Annotated in this window: 24 protein-coding genes; 23 read left to right on the top strand and 1 reads right to left on the bottom strand. The window is 50.4% G+C overall.

Annotated features, from left to right (window positions below; translation table 11 throughout):
* Nucleotides 1–105 precede the first annotated feature (105 nt).
* The 23 genes from rpsA (at nucleotide 106) to fabF (ending at nucleotide 22,662) form a co-directional block, all read left to right on the top strand.
* Nucleotides 106–1,797: a 30S ribosomal protein S1 gene (rpsA, locus tag PMA3_RS20945; RefSeq protein WP_008148721.1), complete on the top strand. Its 1,692-nt coding sequence runs from the start codon at nucleotides 106–108 to the stop codon at nucleotides 1,795–1,797.
* A gap of 237 nt (nucleotides 1,798–2,034) precedes the next feature.
* Nucleotides 2,035–2,313: a hypothetical protein gene (locus PMA3_RS20940; protein ID WP_064678977.1), complete on the top strand. Its 279-nt coding sequence runs from the start codon at nucleotides 2,035–2,037 to the stop codon at nucleotides 2,311–2,313.
* A 152-nt stretch (nucleotides 2,314–2,465) separates the two neighbouring features.
* The gene (gene ihfB / locus PMA3_RS20935; RefSeq protein ID WP_003218804.1) at nucleotides 2,466–2,762 is read left to right on the top strand and encodes an integration host factor subunit beta; all 297 of its coding nucleotides are present in this window, start codon (nucleotides 2,466–2,468) and stop codon (nucleotides 2,760–2,762) included.
* A gap of 27 nt (nucleotides 2,763–2,789) precedes the next feature.
* Nucleotides 2,790–3,017 carry a lipopolysaccharide assembly protein LapA domain-containing protein gene (locus tag PMA3_RS20930; protein WP_064678976.1) on the top strand — a complete coding sequence of 76 codons (228 nt, stop codon included), beginning with the start codon at nucleotides 2,790–2,792 and terminating at the stop codon, nucleotides 3,015–3,017.
* A gap of 232 nt (nucleotides 3,018–3,249) precedes the next feature.
* On the top strand, nucleotides 3,250–4,332 hold the full coding sequence (locus tag PMA3_RS20925) for an LPS O-antigen chain length determinant protein WzzB (protein ID WP_064678975.1): 1,083 nt from the start codon (nucleotides 3,250–3,252) through the stop codon (nucleotides 4,330–4,332).
* A 336-nt stretch (nucleotides 4,333–4,668) separates the two neighbouring features.
* Nucleotides 4,669–5,739: a dTDP-glucose 4,6-dehydratase gene (gene rfbB, locus PMA3_RS20920; RefSeq protein ID WP_193408115.1), complete on the top strand. Its 1,071-nt coding sequence runs from the start codon at nucleotides 4,669–4,671 to the stop codon at nucleotides 5,737–5,739.
* Nucleotide 5,740: 1 nt separating this feature from the next.
* Entirely contained in the window at nucleotides 5,741–6,634 is an 894-nt protein-coding gene (gene rfbD, locus PMA3_RS20915; RefSeq protein ID WP_064680769.1) for a dTDP-4-dehydrorhamnose reductase, read from the top strand.
* Nucleotides 6,631–7,524 (top strand): glucose-1-phosphate thymidylyltransferase RfbA, encoded by an 894-nt coding sequence (gene rfbA / locus PMA3_RS20910; RefSeq protein ID WP_064678973.1) that lies wholly within the window; start codon nucleotides 6,631–6,633, stop codon nucleotides 7,522–7,524. The genes rfbD and rfbA overlap by 4 nt, the downstream gene beginning before the upstream one ends.
* Entirely contained in the window at nucleotides 7,521–8,084 is a 564-nt protein-coding gene (rfbC, locus tag PMA3_RS20905) for a dTDP-4-dehydrorhamnose 3,5-epimerase (RefSeq protein WP_064678972.1), read from the top strand. The genes rfbA and rfbC overlap by 4 nt, the downstream gene beginning before the upstream one ends.
* A complete protein-coding gene (locus tag PMA3_RS20900) occupies nucleotides 8,084–8,488 on the top strand; it encodes a sugar 3,4-ketoisomerase (RefSeq protein WP_064678971.1) in 405 nt (134 codons plus the stop codon). Before rfbC ends, PMA3_RS20900 begins: the two co-directional genes overlap by 1 nt.
* Complete coding sequence (locus tag PMA3_RS20895; protein ID WP_064678970.1) at nucleotides 8,481–8,942, top strand: acyltransferase; 462 nt, start codon at nucleotides 8,481–8,483, stop codon at nucleotides 8,940–8,942. The genes PMA3_RS20900 and PMA3_RS20895 overlap by 8 nt, the downstream gene beginning before the upstream one ends.
* On the top strand, nucleotides 8,942–10,069 hold the full coding sequence (locus PMA3_RS20890; protein ID WP_064678969.1) for a DegT/DnrJ/EryC1/StrS family aminotransferase: 1,128 nt from the start codon (nucleotides 8,942–8,944) through the stop codon (nucleotides 10,067–10,069). Before PMA3_RS20895 ends, PMA3_RS20890 begins: the two co-directional genes overlap by 1 nt.
* Nucleotides 10,066–11,343 (top strand): O-antigen translocase, encoded by a 1,278-nt coding sequence (locus PMA3_RS20885; RefSeq protein ID WP_064678968.1) that lies wholly within the window; start codon nucleotides 10,066–10,068, stop codon nucleotides 11,341–11,343. Before PMA3_RS20890 ends, PMA3_RS20885 begins: the two co-directional genes overlap by 4 nt.
* On the top strand, nucleotides 11,340–12,779 hold the full coding sequence (locus PMA3_RS20880) for a hypothetical protein (RefSeq protein WP_064678967.1): 1,440 nt from the start codon (nucleotides 11,340–11,342) through the stop codon (nucleotides 12,777–12,779). Before PMA3_RS20885 ends, PMA3_RS20880 begins: the two co-directional genes overlap by 4 nt.
* Complete coding sequence (locus PMA3_RS20875) at nucleotides 12,779–13,960, top strand: hypothetical protein (protein ID WP_152032276.1); 1,182 nt, start codon at nucleotides 12,779–12,781, stop codon at nucleotides 13,958–13,960. Before PMA3_RS20880 ends, PMA3_RS20875 begins: the two co-directional genes overlap by 1 nt.
* Nucleotide 13,961: 1 nt before the next feature.
* On the top strand, nucleotides 13,962–14,867 hold the full coding sequence (locus PMA3_RS20870) for a glycosyltransferase family 2 protein (protein WP_064678965.1): 906 nt from the start codon (nucleotides 13,962–13,964) through the stop codon (nucleotides 14,865–14,867).
* Nucleotides 14,868–14,939: 72 nt separating this feature from the next.
* Nucleotides 14,940–15,851, top strand: coding sequence for a glycosyltransferase (locus PMA3_RS20865; RefSeq protein WP_420848532.1), 912 nt, complete (start codon nucleotides 14,940–14,942; stop codon nucleotides 15,849–15,851).
* Entirely contained in the window at nucleotides 15,848–16,813 is a 966-nt protein-coding gene (locus PMA3_RS20860; protein WP_064678963.1) for a UDP-glucose 4-epimerase family protein, read from the top strand. Before PMA3_RS20865 ends, PMA3_RS20860 begins: the two co-directional genes overlap by 4 nt.
* Nucleotides 16,810–17,829: an MraY family glycosyltransferase gene (locus PMA3_RS20855; protein ID WP_064678962.1), complete on the top strand. Its 1,020-nt coding sequence runs from the start codon at nucleotides 16,810–16,812 to the stop codon at nucleotides 17,827–17,829. Before PMA3_RS20860 ends, PMA3_RS20855 begins: the two co-directional genes overlap by 4 nt.
* Nucleotides 17,830–17,911: 82 nt before the next feature.
* Complete coding sequence (locus PMA3_RS20850) at nucleotides 17,912–19,906, top strand: polysaccharide biosynthesis protein (protein ID WP_064678961.1); 1,995 nt, start codon at nucleotides 17,912–17,914, stop codon at nucleotides 19,904–19,906.
* A gap of 113 nt (nucleotides 19,907–20,019) precedes the next feature.
* Nucleotides 20,020–20,355, top strand: coding sequence for a ComEA family DNA-binding protein (locus PMA3_RS20845; protein ID WP_064678960.1), 336 nt, complete (start codon nucleotides 20,020–20,022; stop codon nucleotides 20,353–20,355).
* 205 nt (nucleotides 20,356–20,560) lie between these two features.
* Complete coding sequence (locus tag PMA3_RS20840; protein ID WP_064678959.1) at nucleotides 20,561–21,355, top strand: SDR family NAD(P)-dependent oxidoreductase; 795 nt, start codon at nucleotides 20,561–20,563, stop codon at nucleotides 21,353–21,355.
* 32 nt (nucleotides 21,356–21,387) lie between these two features.
* A complete protein-coding gene (gene fabF / locus PMA3_RS20835; protein ID WP_064678958.1) occupies nucleotides 21,388–22,662 on the top strand; it encodes a beta-ketoacyl-ACP synthase II in 1,275 nt (424 codons plus the stop codon).
* On the opposite strand, the gene PMA3_RS20830 is transcribed toward fabF, so the two are convergent.
* The gene (locus PMA3_RS20830) at nucleotides 22,659–23,216 is read right to left on the bottom strand and encodes a TetR/AcrR family transcriptional regulator (RefSeq protein ID WP_064678957.1); all 558 of its coding nucleotides are present in this window, start codon (nucleotides 23,214–23,216) and stop codon (nucleotides 22,659–22,661) included. The two genes, fabF and PMA3_RS20830, sit on opposite strands and share 4 nt — an antisense overlap.
* Nucleotides 23,217–23,231 lie beyond the last annotated feature (15 nt).

Here is a 23,231-nt window from a genome sequence, read left to right as displayed (position 1 = left end):
GGGGACCAGTCATAGTCCTGTGTCGCTTCTTTAAATGAACGTAACCCACGTCGTCTGGGATGTGGAGCTGGGCGTATCCTTCGCCCTTATTCAACAGGAATTAAAATGAGCGAAAGCTTTGCGGAACTCTTTGAAGAAAGCCTAAAAACCCTGAACCTTCAGGCAGGCTCCATCATCACCGGTGTTATCGTTGATATCGATTACCAAGCTCGCTGGGTAACCGTTCACGCTGGCCTGAAGTCTGAAGCACTCATCCCGCTTGAGCAGTTCTACAACGATGCTGGCGAACTGACTATCAACGTCGGTGACGAAGTTCACGTTGCTCTGGACTCGGTTGAAGACGGCTTTGGCGAGACCAAGCTGTCCCGTGAAAAAGCCAAGCGCGCTGAATGCTGGATTGTTCTGGAAGCAGCCTTCGCAGCCGAAGAAGTGGTCAAGGGCGTTATCAACGGTAAGGTTAAAGGCGGCTTCACAGTCGACGTTAACGGCATCCGTGCGTTCCTGCCAGGTTCTCTGGTTGACGTCCGTCCTGTGCGCGACACCACGCACCTGGAAGGCAAAGAGCTGGAATTCAAGGTCATCAAGCTGGACCAGAAGCGCAACAACGTTGTCGTTTCCCGTCGTAGCGTCCTGGAAGCCGAGAACTCCGCCGAGCGCGAAGCTCTGCTGGAATCCCTGCAGGAAGGCCAACAAGTCAAAGGTATCGTCAAGAACCTCACCGATTACGGCGCATTCGTCGATCTGGGTGGCGTCGATGGCCTGCTGCACATTACCGACATGGCTTGGAAGCGTATCAAGCATCCTTCCGAAATCGTCAACGTTGGCGACGAGATCGATGTCAAGGTTCTGAAGTACGATCGCGAGCGCAATCGTGTTTCCCTGGGCCTCAAGCAACTGGGCGAAGATCCATGGGTTGCTATCAAAGCCCGTTACCCAGAAAGCACTCGCGTTACCGCGCGTGTAACCAACCTGACCGACTACGGCTGCTTCGCTGAGCTGGAAGAAGGCGTTGAAGGCCTGGTACACGTTTCCGAAATGGACTGGACCAACAAGAACATCCACCCTTCGAAAGTCGTACAAGTCGGCGACGAAGTGGAAGTCATGGTTCTGGACATCGACGAAGAGCGTCGTCGTATCTCCCTCGGCATCAAGCAGTGCAAATCTAACCCATGGGAAGATTTCTCTGGCCAGTTCAACAAGGGCGATAAAATCTCCGGCACCATCAAGTCGATCACCGATTTCGGTATCTTCATTGGTCTGGACGGCGGCATCGACGGTCTGGTTCACCTGTCCGACATCTCCTGGAACGAAGTGGGCGAAGAAGCCGTTCGCCGCTTCAAGAAGGGCGACGAGCTGGACACCGTTATCCTGTCGGTTGACCCAGAGCGCGAGCGCATCTCCCTGGGTATCAAGCAACTGGAAAGCGATCCGTTCTCCGAGTACGTTCAAGAGAACGACAAAGGCGCAATCGTTAAAGGCATCGTGAAAGAAGTTGACGCCAAAGGCGCCATCATCACTCTGGCCGACGATATCGAAGCGACTCTGAAAGCCTCCGAAATCAGCCGTGACCGCGTTGAAGACGCGCGCAACGTTCTGAAAGAAGGCCAGGAAGTAGAAGCCAAGATCATCAGCGTTGACCGCAAGAGCCGTGTAATCCAGCTCTCCATCAAGTCGAAAGACGATGCTGAAGAGAAAGAAGCAATCCAAAGCTTGAAAGACAAGCCTTCGGATAGCATCGCTGCTGGTCCTACCACTCTGGGCGACCTGTTGCGTGCACAAATGGAAAAACAGAACTAAGTTCTGTCAGACCATAGAAAAAGGGCGACTTCGGTCGCCCTTTTTTGTGCGTGCGATTTGGTGAGCGCACCGCTCGAGGGTGTGGATGACAGATCCTCCAGGCCGATCACCTGCAAGCGATGAACCGTAGCCCCCTCAAGCTGTCTCTTTCTTTAACAGGATCAATCGTTTAATTGCAGCTAATCTAAAGCCTGAAGCAAACGACAGTCGGGCGAACCGTCCGGCATAAGGAAGTGAATGAACAAGCTCATTGTCGCAGTGGCAGTACTGGCATTGGCAGGTTGTACCACTAACGCCAAGACTCACGCAAAACGCGGGGTCAGTGGCATCGAGGTCGATTGCTCCGGGCTGGGTTCAGGCTGGGAGAAGTGCCGCAAACGAGCAGACAAGGAATGCAAGGGCGCTGGCTACAAGGTCGTGACCCGGTCCGATGATGCCAAGGAAGAGGATGAATATCCTTTCGGCTTCAATCCTGCCGGCTACCTGACCCGCACCATGCTGGTTATCTGCAGATGAGCCAATAAGGGAGCGATCAGCGTCCTCTTGTTCCGCAACAGGGCTGTTTACAGCTGGTAAAGATATGTGAAAACTCGGGCTGTTCAAATCTATCCGGGCGTGCTAAAACCTTTGAAGCGCTGATCTAGCTGCTTGAAAAAGAAGGGAAAAATATGACGAAGTCGGAGTTGATCGAACGAATTGTCACCCATCAAGGGCTGCTCTCATCCAAGGATGTGGAGCTGGCCATCAAGACCATGCTCGAGCAAATGTCCCAATGCCTGGCCACCGGTGATCGCATCGAGATCCGTGGGTTTGGCAGCTTCTCATTGCATTACCGCGCGCCACGGGTAGGGCGTAATCCGAAGACCGGGCAGTCGGTGAGCCTGGATGGCAAGTTTGTTCCGCATTTCAAGCCGGGCAAAGAATTGCGGGATCGGGTGAATGAGGATGAGGAGGAGGGGGTTTGATTTTAGGATTCGTAAGGGAGGTGTGATGTGCAAAGGCTCAAGCGGATTGCGCTGGCTTTATTGATTTTGCTGCTGATTTTTTTGGTGATCGTATTTATCCTGGAAAATCGCCAACCGACTTCACTTCTTTTCCTGGGTTGGTCTTCTGCGCAAATGCCGATTGCAGGCTACATTATTTCAGCGCTGCTTTTAGGGATGGTGGTGGGGCCGCTTCTGGCGTGGCTCATCGGTCTCAGGGGTGGGCGGCGCCTGTAAACCTCCTTGGATCACCAGGGAGGTCGCTTCTCATCGGGAAAGCGGTCTGTGTCCGTGTTATTATTTCGCCCCGGCCGTAGGGCTCTGATAGCATTGCCCCCCTTTTTTCATTCTCTTTTTGGGTGGTTAGTCGATAAGCGGACGCTGGAATGGGTCCGAAAGGCTATCAGGTAGGTGGATGGATTTTGTACCAGACTTGCAGAATAGAATAAGTGAAGGGCTAAAATAACCTATGCAAAACAGTAATAACACAATTAACTCTTCATCTGAAATAGATCTTTTTGAAGTCGTCGGGGCAGTTTGGAAGCGAAAGTGGCTTGTCGTGGGTATGACCCTGACGATGGGGCTTGCCGCTGCCGTGTACGCATTCTTATCAACTCCTATATATGAGTCGAAGTACTTTATATTGCCGCCGACCGTGAATGATATCGCCAATCTCAACTTTGGTCGCAGTAATGAATCGGATTTGAAGCCTATTTCAGTCGATCAGGTTTATAAGGCGTTTTTGCGTAATCTTCAATCCGAATCGCAGCGGCGAGCTTTTTTTGAGTCTATCTATTTGCCAGCTTTGGGGGCTCGAGCTCCTCAATCGCCAAACGGAGCTTTGTATGATTCGTTTTCGAAAGATCTCAAGGTTGCGCCAGTTGGTAAAGAAGAGGACGGGCGCTGGTCGGTTTCCCTGCAGGATTCTAATCCTGAGCGTGCAGTGCAATGGGTTGATTTGTACGTAAGTCAGGTCGGAGAAAGTACATCGCGCGAATTGACTCAGAATGCGAAAAAAGAGGCTGCGGTAATAAAGCGTAGCTTGCAGCTGGAGATAAATACTCTTCGAGAGTCTAGCCATAACGTACGTCAAGACACCATTAGCAAAATTCGTGAAGCCTTGGCTATCGCCAAATCCAGTGGCTTGGAGAATACAGTTGTGTTTTCCGGCAGCGGCTCCGATAAGTTGGCTGGAGGCATGCTAGAAGGCAACAGTTACCTGCGTGGCAGCAAGGCGTTGGAGGCGGAGCTGAAAAACCTTGAAAATCGAGGTTCCGACGACCCGTTCACTCCTGGTTTGCGCAAACTCCAGAAGCGAGCTGACTTCTACAAGCAAGTCGAGGCGGAAAAATTTGATATCGCGGTGTACCGCCACGATGGCGTCCTGGATCTGCCTGTTTCGCCGATTAAGCCGAAGAAAGTCCTGATTGTGTTTCTGGGGCTAATCATTGGTGGGCTGCTGGGCTGCGCGATTGCACTATTACAGCATTTTGTCTCCAAGCGTAAGAATGCCGAATCATCGGCTACGCTTGGCGCAAATGGCAACTTGTAAGATCTGAAGGTCTCAGCGTCCGGGGGTGCGATGCTTTGCATCGCTTCCGAGCCGGCGTTGGCAAGGTCGATTGGGTTGCTTGTCGGAAATGCGCGTCCGTGAAGGCTCTGAGCCGCTTCAGGTACGCAACGAGTGTAAAATGCGGTTAGTAATGGGTTCAGGCAGTTCGACCGCAAGCCCGAGGTTGGTTCATGCTTTGAACGGCGAGTCTGGAACTACGCTGACCCTACATGGCGAAATCAAGACGACACCGTCCGACAGGCGAAAACCGTGTCACGGTAAGCATCAATGACGGATAGCGTAAGTGACGCGCTATTTCAGTTTAAGGAGATAAAGTTGAAAATATTAGTGACCGGTGGCGCTGGATTCATTGGCTCGGCAGTTGTCCGGCATATCATCGCCAACACCAAGGATTCGGTGGTCAATCTGGATAAGTTGACCTACGCCGGTAATCTGGAGTCACTGGGTGAAAGCGCCAAAAATGACCGATATGCCTTTGAGCGTGTCGACATTTGCGACGCTGCCCAGTTGCAGCGTGTGTTTGATGAGCATCGGCCTGATGCGGTTATGCACCTTGCCGCAGAGTCCCATGTTGACCGCTCCATCAGCGGTCCTTCGGATTTCATTCAGACTAATATCGTCGGCACCTATACGTTGCTGGAAGCGGTACGGCAGTACTGGAAGAGCCTGGACGCACCAGCACAAGAGAACTTTCGTTTCCATCACATTTCCACCGACGAAGTCTATGGTGATCTTGAAGGTCCTGAAGACCTTTTCACCGAGCAGACTCCTTACCAGCCAAGCTCTCCTTATTCCGCGAGCAAGGCAAGCTCGGACCACCTCGTCAGAGCCTGGAGCAGAACTTACGGTCTCCCGGCGATCGTGACCAATTGCTCAAACAACTACGGGCCATGCCATTTCCCAGAAAAGCTGATCCCATTGGTTATCTTGAATGCGCTAGAAGGCAAGCCTTTGCCTATCTATGGCAAAGGTGATCAGGTTCGTGACTGGTTGTACGTAGAAGACCACGCCCGTGCGCTTTATAAAGTAGTGACCGAAGGCGAAGTCGGCGAAACCTACAACATCGGTGGCCATAACGAGAAGAAAAACCTCGAAGTGGTCCATACCGTATGCGCGCTGCTGGATGAGTTGTGTCCAGAATCCCCACATCGCCCGCACGCCAAGCTCATCACTTACGTGCAGGATCGCCCAGGGCACGACCAGCGTTACGCCATTGATGCCGGCAAGATTCAGCGCGAGCTGGGCTGGACTCCCGAAGAAACGTTTGAATCGGGGATTCGCAAGACTGTCGAGTGGTACCTGAACAATCAGCCTTGGGTCGATCACGTCAAGAGCGGCAGTTACCAGCAATGGATCGATCAAAACTATGCTGAACGACAAGCCTGACATGAAAGTCTTGCTTCTGGGTAAAAATGGACAGGTTGGCTGGGAGCTTCAACGCTCCCTCGCAACGTTAGGCGATGTCGTGGCTCTCGATCGCCACGTCGACAATGGTCTGTGCGGTGATCTTGCTGACCTTCAGGGTTTGCGGACCACCATTCAGCGCGTGGCTCCCGACATCATCGTCAATGCGGCCGCCTATACTGCTGTGGATAAGGCTGAGTCCGATAAAGACGTGGCCTTGCAAATTAATACAACTGCGGTCCAGGTCATCGCCGAAGAGGCACAAAAACTGGGCTGCTGGTTTGTGCACTTTTCCACGGATTACGTATTCGATGGAAACGGCACTGCGGCCTGGCAGGAAGACGACGCTGTATCTCCTGTCAACTACTATGGCATGACCAAGTGGATGGGAGAGCAGGCCATCGTCCAATCAGGCTGCCGTTACCTTATTTTCCGTACCTGTTGGGTGTATGGCGCGCGGGGTAGCAACTTCGCTAAAACGATGCTGCGGCTCGCCACGGATCGCCCAGAGCTCAACGTCATTGCGGACCAGATCGGAGCGCCAACCGGCGCTGATTTGATAGCAGACGTTACCGCGGTAACCCTTAGAAAGGCGCTGGCTGAACCTGCGGTTGCAGGTATTTATCACTTGGCGGCCGCCGGGTTTACTACGTGGCATGAGTACGCAAGTCTGGTCATCGACTACGGCAAGGCGAGCGGCATGCCTTTACAAGCGCAGGCTGTCAATCCGATTTCAACGGCGCAATTTCCAACCCCTGCACGTCGGCCATTGAATTCCCGGCTTAATACCGAGAAACTGCGCAAGACTTTTTCCATCCACTTGCCAGATTGGCGCAGTGGTGTGACCCGGATGTTAAAGGAAGTGTTAGAGAAATGACGGTCATCAAACGCAAAGGCATCATTCTGGCAGGCGGTTCCGGTACGCGCCTGCACCCCTTGACGTTGGGCGTGTCGAAACAGATGCTTCCAATTTTCGACAAGCCGATGATCTTCTACCCGCTGTCCGTGCTGATGCTTGCCGGAATGCGGGAAATCCTGATTATCTCTACCCCGGAAGATTTGCCTTGCTTCAAAAAGCTGCTCGGCGACGGGAGTCAGTACGGCATCGAATTGACTTACGCCGAACAGCCAAGCCCTGATGGCCTGGCACAGGCGTTTATCATCGGCGAAGAGTTCATCGGTGAAGACCCATGCTGCCTGATCCTGGGCGACAATATTTTTTACGGTCAGCATTTCTCCGACAACCTGCGTTCTGCAATGTCTCAGACTACCGGCGCAACCGTATTCGGTTATCACGTTTCTGATCCTGAGCGCTTTGGCGTTGTCGAGTTTGATAGCAGTGGTCGGGCACTCAGTATCGAGGAAAAGCCGGCGCGTCCGAAGTCCAACTATGCTGTAACCGGTTTGTATTTCTACGACAACCGCGTTGTTGAAATCGCGAAAAACATCAAGCCCTCGTCTCGTGGCGAGCTTGAAATTACCGATGTAAACAAAGCTTACCTCGACGACAAGTCATTGACCGTTGAAATGCTCGGTCGAGGCTTTGCCTGGCTGGACACGGGCACACACGAGTCGCTGCTGGAAGCAAGCCACTTCGTTCATACCATTGAGCACCGTCAGGGCCTTAAAGTGGCCTGCCTGGAAGAAATCGCTTTTCATAGCGGTTGGATCACTCCAGAGAAGCTTGGTGAGCAAGCTGAAAAACTCAAAAAAACCGGTTATGGGCAATACCTGCAAAAAATCCTTACGGAGGCTTCTGGCGCATGAAGCTGATGCAAACCTCGATTCCGGACGTAGTAATCATTGAGCCTGCTGTGTATGGCGATGAACGTGGTTGGTTCATGGAAAGTTTCAATGAAGAAAAGTTTCATGCCGCGCTGAAGACTCTAGGTTTGGCCGTGCCGCGTGCTTTTGTTCAGGATAATCACTCCTGCTCGGCAAAGGGCGTGCTTCGAGGTCTGCACTTTCAGCGGGCTCCTCATGCACAAGGTAAATTGGTTCGGGTCGTTCGAGGCTCTGCGTTCGATGTAGCTGTGGATATTCGACCGGATTCTGCGACCTATCTACAATGGGTCGGCGTTGAACTGAACGACAACAATAACCGCATGCTGTGGATTCCGGAAGGCTTTGCTCATGGATTCGTTGCGCTCGAAGACGATACGCACTTCCTGTACAAGACTACTGACTATTACGATAAAGCGTCTGAAGGCGCGCTTCATTGGAACGATTCTAAATTGAATATCCAATGGCCGGGTTCTGACGACTACATCATCAGTGAAAAAGATGATAAAGCACCGATGATCGATAGTTTACCGGTGACGCGGTAATGAGTTTGATAAAATTCCTCGACATCAAAACGTTGGGTGACGAACGCGGTCATCTAATTGCGCTTGAAAACAATAGGGGAGTTCCATTTTCCATCAAGCGGGTGTACTACCTGACCGATACCCAGGCAGGCGTACCACGCGGTTTTCATGCACACAAAGAGCTTGTTCAGGTCGCGGTCTGTGTTTCCGGGCGTTGCCTGATGAAAATGGATGACGGCCTGACGACAGCGGAAGTCTGGTTGGACGCGCCTGATAAAGCCATTGTCATCGATAAGATGATTTGGCACGAAATGCACGAGTTTAGCGCGGACTGCGTGCTGCTGGTCCTGGCCAGTGACTTTTATGACGAACAGGATTACATCAGAAACTATGACGCCTTCTTGGAGCTGACGAAGCATGCCTAAAATCCATGCACTCGCCGATGTCAAAAGCACCCGCATTGGAAAAAATACTCGAGTGTGGCAATTTGCGGTAGTTTTTGATGGCGCCGTTATTGGTGAAAATTGCAACATCTGTGCACATACGCTTGTCGAAAATGGCGTTACGGTAGGCAACAACGTGACGATCAAGTCGGGAGTCTTCCTTTGGGAAGGAACTGTCGTCGCCGATAACGTTTTTATCGGTCCAAACGCAACATTCACCAATGACGTCATGCCGCGCTCCAAGGTTTATCCGGAATCATTCTCCGGCATCACTATCAAACAGGGCGCGAGCATTGGTGCGAATGCGACAATATTGCCCGGTGTGACCATCGGCGAAAAGGCAATGGTAGGCGCTGGGGCGGTCGTCGTTTCCGATGTCCCAGACCGGGCGGTTGTTGTGGGTAACCCAGCTAAAGTTATTAGGTATCTGAGCTAATGATAAGTTTCCTTGATTTGAAATCCATCAACCAGGCGTGCCGCGATGAGTTGATTGAGGCGTGCACGCGCGTTATTGATTCTGGTTGGTATATCGGGGGAAGCGAGCTTCAACAGTTTGAAAGCAGCTATGCTGAATACTGCGGAACTAAGCATTGTATTGGTGTTGCCAATGGACTGGACGCCTTGGTACTGGTAATCCGAGCCTGGAAGGAACTTGGTTATTTGCGCGAGGGCGACGAAATTCTGGTTCCCTCCAATACATATATCGCAAGCATCCTTGCCATATCGGAGAATGGGTTGGTACCTGTTCTGGTTGAGCCTGATCCTGCAACGTTTAATATTTGCCCGATCAGTGCCGAAGCAGCCATTACTGCTAAAACCAAAGCTATTCTACCTGTACATTTGTATGGGCGCCTTGCGGACATGCCAGCAATCATGGCTCTAGCTGAACGCTCTGGTTTGCTCGTTCTGGAAGATTCCGCCCAATCCCACGGAGCGAACGTTAATGGGAGAAAAGCAGGTGGCTGGGGCCACGCTTCCGGTTTTAGCTTCTATCCAGGCAAGAACCTTGGTGCTCTTGGCGATGCTGGAGCGGTAACCACTAATGACGATATGCTAGCATCCACACTTCGGGCGTTGCGTAACTATGGCTCGCACGAGAAGTACAAAAATCTTTATCGTGGAATGAATAGTCGGCTGGATGAAATTCAGGCAGCTATGTTGTCGGTCAAGCTGAAGTACCTCGACGAGCAAACTATCCATAGGCGAAAGATTGCAGACCTGTACACAAATAATATCCAACACCCTGCAATCACTTTACCTGTTGTTTCGCAGTTCAATCCTTTAGAAAATTCAAGTCATGTCTGGCACGTTTATACCGTACTTTGTCAAGATAGGGACGCGCTGCAGAACCATCTGCTTGCGAACAATATACAAACACTCATTCATTACCCCATACCCCCTCACCAGCAACAGGCTTATTCGGAGCTTGCGAGATATTCATTGCCGGTATCGGAAAAAATCCATCGCGAAATATTGAGTTTGCCGATGGGGCCTGGCTTGCTTTTGGAAGAAGCACGTGCGGTGGTGGCTGCTTGCAATAGTTTTCAGTCAGATATGACATGAATCTTGTTAGAACCAGTCTACTAAATGGCGTTGCTGTAGTTATCAAGATGCTGACTTTGCTGGGACTTAACAAGGTTCTTGCTGTGTATGTTGGGCCTGCTGGCTACGCGGCAATCGGGCAGTTCCAGAATGCACTGCAGATGATCACGACTTTTACAGGCGGTGCGATCAGCAACGGCGTCGTAAAATACACAGCGCAATATCATGACAGGCCTGATCGACAGTTGAAATTGTGGAGAACGGCAGGCACCGTCACGATTGTGGGTAGTGTTTTTGTTGGTGTTTTGGTTGCGCTGTTGCATCGTCAACTTGCATCGGTATTTCTAAAAGACGAAAATCTCGGGAGCGTATTTCTCTGGTTTTCTGGTGGGGTGGTTTTCTTTTCTTTAAATTCCTTGCTGTTGGCTATATTGAACGGTAGAAAGGAAATTTTACTTTATGTGACTGCCAATATTGCCGGGAGTCTTTTGTCGTTGGGTGTTACATTTTACTTGGCAATCCAGTATGGTTTGTTTGGTGCGCTCATTGCGCTGGTAATCTATCAGTCAGTTAGTTTTGTAGTTACTCTGCTTCTATGTGTCAGGACTAAATGGTTTAAGATCAGTTCGCTGTTCGGGTGTCTCGATAAAGAAACGCTTCACAACTTATCCGGTTATTTTTTAATGGCGGTAGTTTCGGCAGCCTGCGTTCCCCTTGGGCAAATGTTAGTAAGAAATCACCTTGGTAGTACTTTGGGGTGGGAGGTGGCTGGCTATTGGGAAGCGATGTGGCGTTTAAGCACAGCCTATCTTCTACTTGTTACGACTACATTGAGCGTCTATTATTTGCCTCGTCTTTCAGAAATGAAAACTGGAGGTGAGATAAAAAAAGAAGTTCTGGACGGTTATCGTCTGATACTGCCTGTCGCTGTTGTAGCAGGTTTGCTCATGTATCTTTTGAGGGATACAATCGTTTCTATCTTGTTTACCTCAGAGTTTTACCCTATGCGTGATTTTTTTTCAGGTCAAGTTGTTGGGGATAGTTTGAAAATATGTAGTTGGATTATGGCGTACGTGATGCTTAGTAAAGCCATGGTGAAACTATTTATAATTACTGAAATATTATCGTGTGTCTCTTTTTATATTTTGTCAGTTGTCTTCACGGATTTGTGGGGTATGGCAGCGGTGACGTGGGCTTATGCGTTTAATTATGCTTTATACAGCTTGATTATGTATGTCTTTGTTTATCGAAAGCTGGAAAATTACTCTGCTTCAGAGTCGGAAAAAGCAACGTGAAGAAATTGATCGCTGATCTCGAATCCAAGATCCTATCGGAAGCTGACATAAATCAGGCGTTGGACACTGCTCGTCAGTATGGAAGTTTGTTGTGGTTTGCTGATATTGGCATTTATGACGCTCCAACTATTGAAGATAATTTGATTGAGCGTTGTGTAAAGCTTTTCCAAAATTACGTAATTGATACCTGCGATTATAGCGCGCCAGTCGTACATGTAATCAGCGAGCCATTGTTGACAGGCGGCCACACTCGTCTTATGGAAAAGCTTGCTGGGATGCATGACGACTCTGTAGATCTCATCATTTCTCGTGGTGCGTCAATGCGCGCAGAGCAACGCGTTAGGAACTTTTTCTCAAAAACATCGAAGGTTTCATCTGTTCGTCCACTCGATATCGTGATTGAGCTCGTGGAGTTTTTTTACTCATATAAGAAGATTATATTACATATACATCCTGACGATATTTTTACAGTTGTCGCTTGCGGTGTTGTTAAACGTCTTTATGATAAAGAGGTGTTTTTCGTCAACCACGCAGATCATGTTTTTTCATATGGTACCTCGGTGGCTGATTACTATTTTGAACTAAGTAGTTATGGTAGACGGTTGGACTTAAAGAAAACGATTCTTGGCAAGAAATCATTTCTGGGGATTCCGGTGAAAGTCAGTGAGGCACCGGGTGATTTAAATTTTAAGCCAAATAAAGATCAGCAATTGCTTTTTATTTCCGCTGGCTCGGATGTGAAATACAAGCCAAACAAAGGTGTTGGTATATTCGAGCTCGTTTCCAGTATTCTTGAGGTTTATCGTTCGTCAAAGTTCTTGGTCATAGGAAGTAATTTAAAAACGTCATTTTGGTGGTGGTCACTTAAACTAAAGTATGGTGGTCGGTTGGAGATTCGCTCTCACCTCGAATTTGATGAGTACAATAAGGCTGTAGCAAAAGCTGATTATTATGTAGACAGTCATCCTATTCCTGGAGGTACTGCTTTCGCCGAGCAATATCTCAGTGGGCGGCGTTGTGTCGGATTGGTGTCGCCTATCCAAGGGTATTCGCCCGCAGATAAACTGAAACGAAGTAGCGTTGATGAAGTAATGACATGTATCAATGACTACAGGCACTCTGAATCTATTTTTGAGGAGATATTGGCGGTTAACGGTATCGAAAATGTAAAGCGGCGATATTTAGCTTGCGTTTTAAAAGGTGAAGTCTGTGAGAATGTTCTAGATGTATCGAATAAATGGAGTGGTGATGTAACTTTTTTTAAAACGGACGAATCTAGTGGGAGTGTAGACGTGGCCGTGCCTACCATTATGTCGCTTTGTACTCTGAATGCTGGTTTTGCATTGCGGTTATTTAATAGTTTGACTGTTCTTAAAAAATTAAAGTTAATTGCGAAATTGGTGCTCTTTGTTGTGAAAAATAAGGTTGCGCAATAGTGGTCAATATTGATGAAGGTTTAATGAATAACAGAGTTGCCACTTTTTTTATAGTGCTTTACTGTTTGTCGACTGTGCTTGTGCCAGTATTTATTCTTAATAAGCTTGTTTTTTTGCCGCTCTTTCTAGTGTCTATTAGCTTGCTATTTTTTAGGCCGGCAATAACTGTTGCTCCACTGCTGGTTGTATCAGTATTTATCTACGGCTATTTTCTTGGGGTCCTTAGTGGTGCTGATGTTGATTTGGGTAGACAAATGGTTTTTAGTTCGTCTGCGCTATTGCTTATATATTTTATTAATAACTTTAAAGTCGATATGTCGCAGGCTGTTAAAGTTACGGGTGCAATTTTCGCGCTTTTGATGTGTGGGCTTTCTTTTTTGCTGATGTTGCTTCCGGGTTCGGCTTTGGGAGCCGAGTTGCTAAATTACTATAATGTAAATGAACTAGGGTTTTACGGTGTTCGCAATTTTGGTGGTTTGCAGATGTTTATGCTTCACCATCGATCTTCCCCTTTTTTATTAGTGCCGCTTTCTCTGTTTTTCATTGATTTTTTAAAGCTCAGAAAAATTAGCGCGTTATTTTTTGTGGTTGTTATATTGACTGCTATTGTCTGCTCTGCATCTCGTGCCCTTATGGTAATGGCACTCGCGTCATTGTCAGTTCTGTACTTTTCCCACAAAAGTTGGTCGATGCGACTGTTGATGATGATTTTCACGGTTCCTGTTTTGGCGTTTACCGTAGTTTATCTTGCCAGCGAAACTAGTATGTTTAGCTCGGGCGAGCAGTCAAACAGTATTAAAATTGGTCACTTGGTTTCATTTTTTAATGTGATCGACTGGGATATGTTGATATTTGGCAAAGGGCTCGGGGCCTATTTCTTTACTGAAGGATATGGGGTTGTTGTTTCTCAGACCGAAATCACATGGATGGATTCCATTCGATTTTTTGGCCTGCCGCTAACTGCTATATTATTGGTCGCTCTATTCTTTCCTATTCGAAATATACCTCTCGACTCAGTTTCTGCTTCGAGTAGATTGATAATGTTTTTGTATGTGATTATGTCTATGAGTAATCCGGTGTTATTCAACTCATTTGGGTTTCTGGTGGTGTTGTGGTATTGGTCTATAGTGATGAGGGGGCAAGAGTCTCCGGTTGCGCAGGCACAATCAATTGGAGAATAAATTGAAATCTATTGCTGCTGTAGTTGTAGGCTATAATCCAGATATTAAAGTCCTCGACGATCTTTTGATTTCATTATCTAACCAAGTCGGTCTATTGATACTGGTCGACAATGGTGGAGCGGAGCTTTTTCTACAGGGATATCCTGAGTTGAGAGCGTCTGTCCGGTATCTATCCTTGCAAGGTAACAAAGGTCTTGGAGCAGCACTTAACGCGGGCTTTCAGTTAGCTGTAGACGCCGGTATACCCTATATGGTGACCTTCGACCAAGACAGTCATGCTGAACCTGATCTTATTGAAAAGCTTGAATCAGCCATGGTACATGCCAAGTCCCGCGATGAAAAATGTATTGCAGTCAGTCCTACTTTTTTTGATCGAAGGGACGGAAAAAAAATTAATTTTCCTTTCTATCAGTCTATTGATGGCGTGATCAAGCCAGTTTTTGTATCAGACGACGTATACGGTTTAGTAAATGCTGATGCCCTTATAACATCTGGAATGTTCGTGGATACTCAAGCTTGGAAAGGGGGGGTTAAATATGATGAAGACATGTTTGTTGACTTCACAGACACTGAATGGTGTTTTCGCGTTCGAGATCGAGGTTATAGACTCTACGGGTGCCTGAACGTCGAGATGGGACATGCATTGTCCGATGCCCCCCCGGTTAAGATTTTCGGCCTGAGTTTTTTTAGATATTCACCTATTCGTCGTTATTTTTTCTTCAGAAATACAGTCGCTGTCTGTCGTATGGCGCATACGCCGAACTGCTGGAAAAAGAGATTGTCTGTTGCCTTAGTACTACGTTTTTTTGTGAATTTGTTGATTGACACTAACAAGGCAAAATCTCTGGAAATGATGGTTCGGGGCATTCGTCACGGATTGCGCAAGAGTCTAGGTCCTGCCCATTGAGGCAGGCTTAGCCATGGCATTTGCGAAGTTTGTTGATTTAAACAGAGTTTGCGTTTGAAGAGGGACATGTTCATGCAACCCCGTTATTTAGTTTTGCTGGCTGCGTACAATGGCCTGGAATGGATTTCTGAGCAGGTGGAATCCATCCTCAATCAGGAAGGTGTTTCGGTCACCCTTTTGATAAGCGTCGATGCGTCTGGTGACGGGACGGAACAGTGGGTTACTGATTTGGCCGATGCAGATTCTCGCGTAAAGTATCTCGCCCATGGTCAGAGATTTGGTGGCGCTGCTCGTAATTTTTTTCGACTGGTCAAAGAAGCGTCAATAGAAGATTTTGATTATTTTTCCTTTGCTGATCAGGATGATATTTGGTTGCCTAATAAACTGATCCAGGCTACCGACGTGATGTATGAGACTCAGTCCGACGGTTATTCAGGTAATGTCACTGCTTTTTGGCCGAATGGAAAGGAACGATTAATCGTAAAATCCCAACCTCAAGTTCAGTACGATCATTTGTTCGAAGCCGCTGGTCCCGGATGTACTTATGTGTTTTCGAGAAAATTGTTTGTTGATTTGCAGCAGCATATCACTATTAATTTCTGCGACGTACAGAGCGTCACTCTTCATGATTGGTATTGTTATGCCTTTAGTCGAACTCATGGCTACAAATGGGTAATAGATACTACCTCCTACATGCGGTATCGTCAGCATTCCAATAATCAGGTTGGCGTCAACAGTGGCTTAAAGGCGTTCCGGTCTCGGCTTTTGAAGGTGTTCGACGGTTGGTGGTTAAGTCAAGCGTCTCTCATTTCACGTTTGATCGGTATAGAGGCCACGCCCTTCGTTCAGAGCTGGATCAAGTTGGGCGGCACCGACCTGGCACGACTGGCCTTAGCAGGTTACAAATGCCGCAGACGCTTACGCGATAAATTTATTTTTACTGGCCTTTGCCTCACCCTCGTTATTATGAGGCAAAAGAAATGACCAAGATATTGGTTACCGGTAGTAGTGGATTCGTAGGAAGTTGCCTTATCGAAAAGCTCATTGAAAATGTAGACTTTCAGGTAACGGCGCTGGTTCGTCGTGCCCCTGCGAAAACGAACGAATGTATTAATTATCACTGTCTTGCCGATTTCGCTCAAATTGATGCCGGGCATGAGTCACTGAAGAACGTTGATGTCGTTATTCATCTGGCATCCCGCGTGCATGTTATGAACGATACTGAAGTCGACCCGCTTGCGGCTTTTCGTGCAATCAACGTTGGGCATACATTGAGTTTGGCACGAAGTGCCGCTATGTCCGGTGCCAAGAGGTTCATTTTCGTTAGCTCGGTCAAAGTAAATGGGGAAGGCACCACTCCTGGTCGCCCCTATCGGGAGACCGATACGCCTAATCCTGTCGATTTTTACGGTATTTCCAAACTGGAAGCGGAGGAGGGACTTCGATTGGTCGCAGCCGAAACCGGCATGGAGGTCGTCATTATTCGACCGGTGCTTGTTTATGGCCCAGGTGTGAAAGCCAATTTTGAGAGCATGATGAAATGGCTGCGAAAGGGAATTCCCTTACCCTTCGGTGCGATACGCAACCAGCGTAGCCTTGTAGCGCTGGATAATCTCGTAGATCTGATTCTGACCTGTGTAAATCATCCCGCTGCCGCCGACCAGACATTTCTGGTGAGTGATGGCGAAGACGTTTCCACCACGCAGTTGCTGGTCAAGCTTGCCAATGCTTTGAACAGCCCGTCTCGTTTGTTACCTGTTCCCAGCTGGCTGCTCACTGCGAGCGCTACGTTATTGGGCAAGAAAGCATTATCGCAACGACTTTGCGGTTCGTTGCAGGTCGATATCACAAAGGCCCGACTATTGCTCGGTTGGCATCCGGTTCTCACATTGGATCAAGCCCTGCGCAAGACTGCTGTACATTTTATTAACGAGCAAAATCAATGAAGTATTGGTATATATTCCCAGTTGTTGTGCTGCTGTCCTTATTTTTGACCGCTCTTTTGCGTCGATACGCATTGCATCGCAGCATTATCGATGTACCCAATGCCCGAAGCTCCCACTCGGTTCCCACGCCGCGTGGAGGTGGAGTCGCGATTGTGTTGTCATTTTTACTATGCCTGGTTTTTATGGCGAACCTAGAACTGCAGCCCTTAGCGCAGATTGTCGCGATGATCGGTTCTGGCGCGTTGATTGCGGTGATTGGTTTCATGGACGACCATGGGCACATTGCCGCAAGATGGCGTCTGTTGGGGCATTTCCTGGCAGCCGCGTGGGTTATTTTCTGGATGGGCGGCTTACCGGCGCTAATTTTCTTCGGTTTTACTATCGATCTGGGCTGGTTTGGGAGTGCGCTAGCGGCTATCTATCTCGTGTGGATGCTGAACCTTTATAACTTCATGGATGGCATTGATGGCCTTGCCAGTCTTGAAGCCATCTGTGCATGCATTGGTTTGTCGGTTAGCTACTACCTGTCGGGTCAGGAATCGTTGATGTGGGCACCACTAATGCTGACGATGACTGTTACCGGATTCCTGTACTGGAATTTCCCCCCGGCCCGTATTTTCATGGGGGATGCTGGGAGCGGTTTTCTCGGCATCATTCTGGGCGCTCTGTCTGTTCAGGCCGCGTGGGCTGGTAGCGAATTCTTTTTTGCTTGGCTAATCATGTTGGGTGTCTTTGTCGTTGATGCCACCTTTACCCTGATACGGCGTCTTGTCAGAGGTGATAAGGTCTATGAGGCGCACCGCAGCCATGGTTATCAATACGCATCCCGCCAGTTTGGCAAGCATTTGCCCGTAACGGTCGCTGTTTCGCTCATCAATTTGCTTTGGTTGCTTCCCATTTCACTCGGGGTAACCTTGCTTCAACTGGACGGTGCGACCGGATTGGTAATAGCCTATGTCCCTTTGGTCCTTCTGGCAGTGAAGTTCAAGGCGGGTTCGCTCGAGAAAGCTGTCTGAGGAAGGGAATTCTTAAGGTTGGATTATTCGGAAAAGTTGTCGCGTGAATTCAGTGGATAAGAACGAAGTGATAGATGGATTTATGGGGCAGATCCGCGCGTGGCTGCTGGCGCTCCCGCGGCGTCAGAAACGGCTGATGCAGGTCGCTGCTGACATCCTATTGGTGTGGGTGTCGCTATGGCTCTCATTTGTCGTGCGCCTGGGTCTTGACGAAATTATTAATCCATTCACTACTCATCGCTGGCTCTTTATTTTTGCTCCTATCGTAGCCATTCCATTGTTCATACGCTTCGGCATGTACCGAGCGGTGATGCGCTATTTCGGCAATGACGCGTTGATAGCCATAATCAAGGCGGTCAGTCTGTCTGCCTTGGTTTTGGGAGTCATTGTCTACTGGTACAGCAATCACGAGACTGTTGTACCTCGTTCAATCATTTTCAACTATTGGTGGTTGAGCCTGGTGATGATTGGCGGTTTGCGTCTAGCCATGCGTCAGTACTTCCTGGGTGACTGGTTTGCAGCAGCCCAGCACGTCCCGTTTACTAACAGGGACGATGGTCTACCCAAGGTCGCCATCTATGGCGCAGGGGCTGCCGGCAATCAGTTGGTCGCGGCACTCCGCATGGGACGGTTAATGCGACCGGTGGCCTTCATCGACGATGACAGCGGGATAGCTGATCGAATCATCTCCGGACTGCAGGTATTCAAGCCCAAGCATATTCAAGAGATGATCGACTCAACAGGCGCACAGGAAATTCTCCTCGCGGTTCCTTCGGCCAACCGTGGTCGACGCCGCGAGATTCTGGGTTTTCTCGAGGGTTTTCCCTTGCACGTTCGCAGTGTGCCGGGTTTCATGGATCTGGCCAGCGGACGGGTCAAGGTTGACGATATTCAGGAAGTAGACATTGCTGATTTGCTCGGCCGTGATGCGGTACCCGCGCAGGGAAATCTTCTTGAACACTGTATTAAAGGCCAATCCGTTCTTGTGACAGGGGCAGGTGGATCCATCGGTTCGGAACTCTGCCGTCAGATACTTTCATTGCACCCGACCACACTTTTATTGTTCGAACACAGCGAGTTCAATTTGTATTCGATTCTGTCGGAGCTTGAACAACGCATTGCACGAGAGTCCCTTTCGGTCCGATTGTTACCCATCCTTGGGTCTGTACGCAATCAGGACAAGTTGCTGGACGTCATGAAAGCCTGGCGAGTCGACACTGTCTATCATGCTGCAGCGTACAAGCATGTACCTATGGTTGAGCACAATATCGCCGAAGGTGTATTGAATAATGTAATCGGTACGCTCAATACTGCACAAGCTGCTTTGACCGCAGGCGTGGCGAACTTTGTGCTTATTTCCACTGATAAAGCCGTACGGCCCACTAACGTCATGGGAAGCACCAAGCGACTTTCCGAATTGACGTTGCAGGCGCTTAGTCGTGAGCTTGCCCCGGTGTTGTTCGGCGATAGTTCGAACGTATCACGCGTGAACAAGACCCGCTTCACGATGGTTCGTTTCGGTAACGTCCTTGGATCGTCAGGTTCGGTTATTCCGCTTTTCTATAAGCAGATTAAATCTGGTGGACCATTGACGGTTACGCATCCAAAAATCACGCGTTACTTCATGACGATTCCCGAGGCTGCCCAACTGGTAATTCAGGCGGGATCTATGGGGCAGGGTGGTGATGTCTTTGTTCTGGATATGGGGGAACCAGTCAAAATTATTGAATTAGCAGAGAAGATGATTCATCTGTCTGGTTTAAGTGTGCGGTCTGAGAAAAACCCTCATGGTGACATTTCTATTGAATTCACTGGCCTTCGCCCCGGAGAAAAGCTCTACGAGGAGCTGTTGATTGGCGATAATGTTGCCGCTACCGAGCACCCGATGATTATGAGTGCGAATGAGGATCATATTTCTTGGGACCTGCTCAAAACAAAGCTGGCGGAGTTGCTCATTGCAGTCGATCAGGATGACTACGCTCGCGTGCGCCAGCTGATGCGCGAAACCGTCAGCGGCTACACTCCTGACGGCGAAATCGTCGACTGGATCTACCAACAACGTCGCCTCGAACCCTGATTGTTTCACATCCCGCAACAGACACATTTTTGACAGTCTCCATCCATCGCCTAAGTTTGGAAGGCAGCTTCGGAAAAAGCTGCTTTCCCAATCGATGTCATGGAGCGTCATTTATGCGTACTGGCTACTTCTATTCTCTGGTTTTCGCCCTGCTTACCAGCGCCTCTATCGCCGCCGTTGCTGCGCCAGCAGTCAAACCCGAAGCTGGCAATGCACCCCAGGTGCAACAAATGTCCGCCGCGACACCGTCCGGTAAAGTCGATCTCAACAAGGCGGATGCGTCGACCCTGCAGAGTGAGCTGTCCGGTATCGGGGAGGCCAAGGCCCAGGCGATTGTTGCGTATCGTGAGAGTAATGGGGCGTTTTCGTCAGTGGACGAGTTGCTCGAGGTCAAGGGGATCGGTAAAGCCCTTCTGGATAAGAATCGCGAGAAGCTTGTAGTGAACTAAGCTACTAAGGCAGCGCCAGAGGCCGGTCATTTGACCGGCCTCTTTGTATGTGGCGAACGGCCACGACGGTGCGCCTTTCGTCAGTCCAGTTAAAATTACGGCTATCATATTTGCATCATATTATGCGTATAATAATCGCCCGCTCAAGCGTTTTGAAACCAGGCGCTTGTCTTTCCTTCAGCCTTTTCCAAGCAGGAGCATTGTCATGAATTCTGTCCAGACCCAAGGAACAGCCCTCGTCACCGGTGCTTCTTCCGGCATCGGTGCGATCTACGCCGAGCGCTTGGCGGCGCGTGGTTTCGATTTGTTGCTGGTCGCCCGCGATCAAGAGCGGCTAGAAGCGGCGGCGAGCACGTTGCGCGCCGAGCATGGCGTCCTGGTCGAGGTGCTCAGGGCTGATCTGACGCAAAAGGATGATGTGATCAAGCTGGAGCAGCGCCTGCGTAGCGATTCCAGTATCAGCTTGCTATTGAACAACGCCGGGGTTGCTGCGGATGGTTTGTTGGCCAACGCCGACATGGATCAACTGGAGCGCTTGATTCAGCTGAACGTCACGGCGGTCACGCGACTGGCCTCGGCTGCGGCAGCCAGCTTTGCCAAGGCGGGCCGGGGAACGATCATCAATATCGCCTCGGTGGTGGCCTTGTTTCCGGAGCGCTTCAACGCAACTTACAGCGCGAGCAAGGCTTATGTGTTAAGTCTGACTCAGTCGTTGAACGCCGAGCTGGATGGCACCGGGGTCAAGGTTCAAGCCGTGTTGCCTGGCGTGACACGCACCGAGATCTGGGAGCGCTCCGGTATCGATGCTTCCCAGATCCCTGAGGATATGGTGATGGAGGCGGGGGAGATGGTTGATGCGGCGTTGTCGGGGCTGGATCAGGGTGAGTTGGTCACCATCCCTTCGTTGCCGGATGCCGCCGACTGGGATGCCTTTGTGGCAGCGCGTCACGTGATGGCGCCGAATCTTTCCAAAAGCAAGGCCGCCTCGCGTTACAAATGAGGCGCCATCCATTGGTTTGAGGTAATTGCGGTATGAGTGATCGTCGAGTAGTTGTGACAGGCATGGGCCTGGTGTCTCCGTTGGGTAGCGGTGTAGAAGCCAACTGGCAGCGTTTGTTGGCGGGGCGTTCCGGGGTGCGCAATTTGCCCGACGAGGTGGTTGCCGATCTGGCGACCAGGGTCGGTGGTGCGGTGCCGACCCTGGCGGAAGATGCGGAGGCCGGTTTTGACCCGGATCGGGCCACGTCGCCCAAAGAGCAGAAGAAAATGGACCGCTTCATTCTGTTTGCCATGGAGGCGGCTCGTCAGGCAATCGAGCAAGCGGGTTGGCAGGCGCTGGACGCCAATGCCCAGGAGCGTACGGCGACCATTATCGGTTCCGGCGTGGGCGGTTTCGGCGCGATTGCCGATGCGGTGCGGACCACCGATAGCCGTGGTCCGCGGCGATTGTCGCCGTTCACCATTCCTTCGTTTCTGGTCAATCTCGCTGCCGGTCATGTGTCGATTCAGCACCGTTTCAAGGGGCCGTTGGGCGCTCCGGTGACGGCGTGCGCGGCCGGGGTCCAGGCGATTGGCGATGCGGCGCGGCTGATCCGTTGCGGTGAGGCGGACATTGCGGTGTGCGGCGGTGCGGAAGCGGCGATCGATCGCGTCAGTCTGGCCGGATTTGCTGCGGCTCGCGCCTTGTCCAGTGCTTACAACGACACCCCGGAGCGTGCTTCGCGGCCGTTCGACAGTGGTCGCGATGGCTTCGTCATGGGGGAGGGCTCCGGTCTGCTGGTGATCGAATCCCTGGAGCATGCCTTGGCTCGCGGCGCGCAACCGTTGGCCGAGCTGGTGGGTTACGGCACCAGCGCCGATGCCTATCACCTGACCGCAGGGCCTGAAGATGGCAGCGGTGCACAGCGATCCATGTTGCTGGCGTTGGCCCAGGCGGGTATTTCACCTGCGCAGGTGCAGCATCTCAACGCCCACGCGACCTCGACACCTATCGGCGACCTGGGAGAACTGGCCGCCATCAAGGCCGTGTTCGGCACGGATAACACCCTTGCTGTGACCTCGACCAAATCCGCCACCGGACATTTGCTCGGTGCGGCAGGCGGTATCGAGGCGATCTTCACGTTGTTGGCGATTCGTGATCAAGTCGTGCCGGCGACCCTCAATTTCGATAACCCGGACCCTGCCAGCGAAGGCGTGGACATCGTCCATGGTCAGGCTCGGCCGATGGCCATTGAATATGCATTGTCCAATGGTTTCGGCTTTGGCGGGGTCAATGCCAGTGTGCTGTTCAAGCGCTGGCAGGGTTAATCCCCGGTTCGTTTGAGATAGGCGCGGGTGATGTCGAGAATCCGCTGGGCGAACTGCGGATTTTCGACACTGCGCGATAGCAGCAGCGCCCCGACCAGGGTCGACATGATGACGATGGCGCGGTCGGCAGCGTCCTCGCTTTCGAGTGTGGCTTGCACTTGGTCGAGCCGTGCATTGAGCACCGCGTCAGAGGTCGGGCTTGGCTGTCCGCGCAGGCCGAGTTCCGACGACATGGTCGGCAGCGGACAACCTTCGTCCGGTGAAGTCTGGTGCCATTCGGACAAATAGGCATCAATGAATGTTTCCAGCGGTTGATCCTGGGCAAACAGTTCGGCGCAAATAACGTCTACCTGATCTCCCGCCGCTTGCAGGGCTTTTTCTACCAGTTCGTCCTTGGACTTGAAATGCGAGTAGAAGCCGCCGTGAGTCAAACCCAACGCTTTCATCAGCGGCTGCAGGCCGGTCGCGCCAATCCCATCGCGACGGAAACGCGCTGATGCTTCCTTGATGATACGTTGGTGGGTCTGAGCTTTATGGTCCTGCGAGTAACGCATTTCGAATCTCCGCAA

It is taken from the genome of Pseudomonas silesiensis, assembly GCF_001661075.1.
GTDB classification, from domain to species: Bacteria; Pseudomonadota; Gammaproteobacteria; order Pseudomonadales; family Pseudomonadaceae; genus Aquipseudomonas; species Aquipseudomonas silesiensis.
Note: the sequence above shows the minus strand (reverse complement) of the source record. Positions and strands in the feature narration are given on the sequence as shown.

Excerpts from the sequence above, each read along its gene's own strand:
- rpsA (WP_008148721.1), top strand. The coding sequence starts at position 106 with ATGAGCGAAAGCTTTGCGGAACTCTTTGAAGAAAGCCTAAAAACCCTG.
- PMA3_RS20940 (WP_064678977.1), top strand. The coding sequence starts at position 2,035 with ATGAACAAGCTCATTGTCGCAGTGGCAGTACTGGCATTGGCAGGTTGT.
- ihfB (WP_003218804.1), top strand. The coding sequence starts at position 2,466 with ATGACGAAGTCGGAGTTGATCGAACGAATTGTCACCCATCAAGGGCTG.
- PMA3_RS20925 (WP_064678975.1), top strand. The coding sequence starts at position 3,250 with ATGCAAAACAGTAATAACACAATTAACTCTTCATCTGAAATAGATCTT.
- rfbD (WP_064680769.1), top strand. The coding sequence starts at position 5,741 with ATGAAAGTCTTGCTTCTGGGTAAAAATGGACAGGTTGGCTGGGAGCTT.
- rfbA (WP_064678973.1), top strand. The coding sequence starts at position 6,631 with ATGACGGTCATCAAACGCAAAGGCATCATTCTGGCAGGCGGTTCCGGT.
- rfbC (WP_064678972.1), top strand. The coding sequence starts at position 7,521 with ATGAAGCTGATGCAAACCTCGATTCCGGACGTAGTAATCATTGAGCCT.
- PMA3_RS20900 (WP_064678971.1), top strand. The coding sequence starts at position 8,084 with ATGAGTTTGATAAAATTCCTCGACATCAAAACGTTGGGTGACGAACGC.
- PMA3_RS20895 (WP_064678970.1), top strand. The coding sequence starts at position 8,481 with ATGCCTAAAATCCATGCACTCGCCGATGTCAAAAGCACCCGCATTGGA.
- PMA3_RS20890 (WP_064678969.1), top strand. The coding sequence starts at position 8,942 with ATGATAAGTTTCCTTGATTTGAAATCCATCAACCAGGCGTGCCGCGAT.
- PMA3_RS20885 (WP_064678968.1), top strand. The coding sequence starts at position 10,066 with ATGAATCTTGTTAGAACCAGTCTACTAAATGGCGTTGCTGTAGTTATC.
- PMA3_RS20865 (WP_420848532.1), top strand. The coding sequence starts at position 14,940 with ATGCAACCCCGTTATTTAGTTTTGCTGGCTGCGTACAATGGCCTGGAA.
- PMA3_RS20860 (WP_064678963.1), top strand. The coding sequence starts at position 15,848 with ATGACCAAGATATTGGTTACCGGTAGTAGTGGATTCGTAGGAAGTTGC.
- PMA3_RS20855 (WP_064678962.1), top strand. The coding sequence starts at position 16,810 with ATGAAGTATTGGTATATATTCCCAGTTGTTGTGCTGCTGTCCTTATTT.
- PMA3_RS20850 (WP_064678961.1), top strand. The coding sequence starts at position 17,912 with ATGGGGCAGATCCGCGCGTGGCTGCTGGCGCTCCCGCGGCGTCAGAAA.
- PMA3_RS20845 (WP_064678960.1), top strand. The coding sequence starts at position 20,020 with ATGCGTACTGGCTACTTCTATTCTCTGGTTTTCGCCCTGCTTACCAGC.
- PMA3_RS20840 (WP_064678959.1), top strand. The coding sequence starts at position 20,561 with ATGAATTCTGTCCAGACCCAAGGAACAGCCCTCGTCACCGGTGCTTCT.
- fabF (WP_064678958.1), top strand. The coding sequence starts at position 21,388 with ATGAGTGATCGTCGAGTAGTTGTGACAGGCATGGGCCTGGTGTCTCCG.
- PMA3_RS20830 (WP_064678957.1), bottom strand. The coding sequence starts at position 23,216 with ATGCGTTACTCGCAGGACCATAAAGCTCAGACCCACCAACGTATCATC.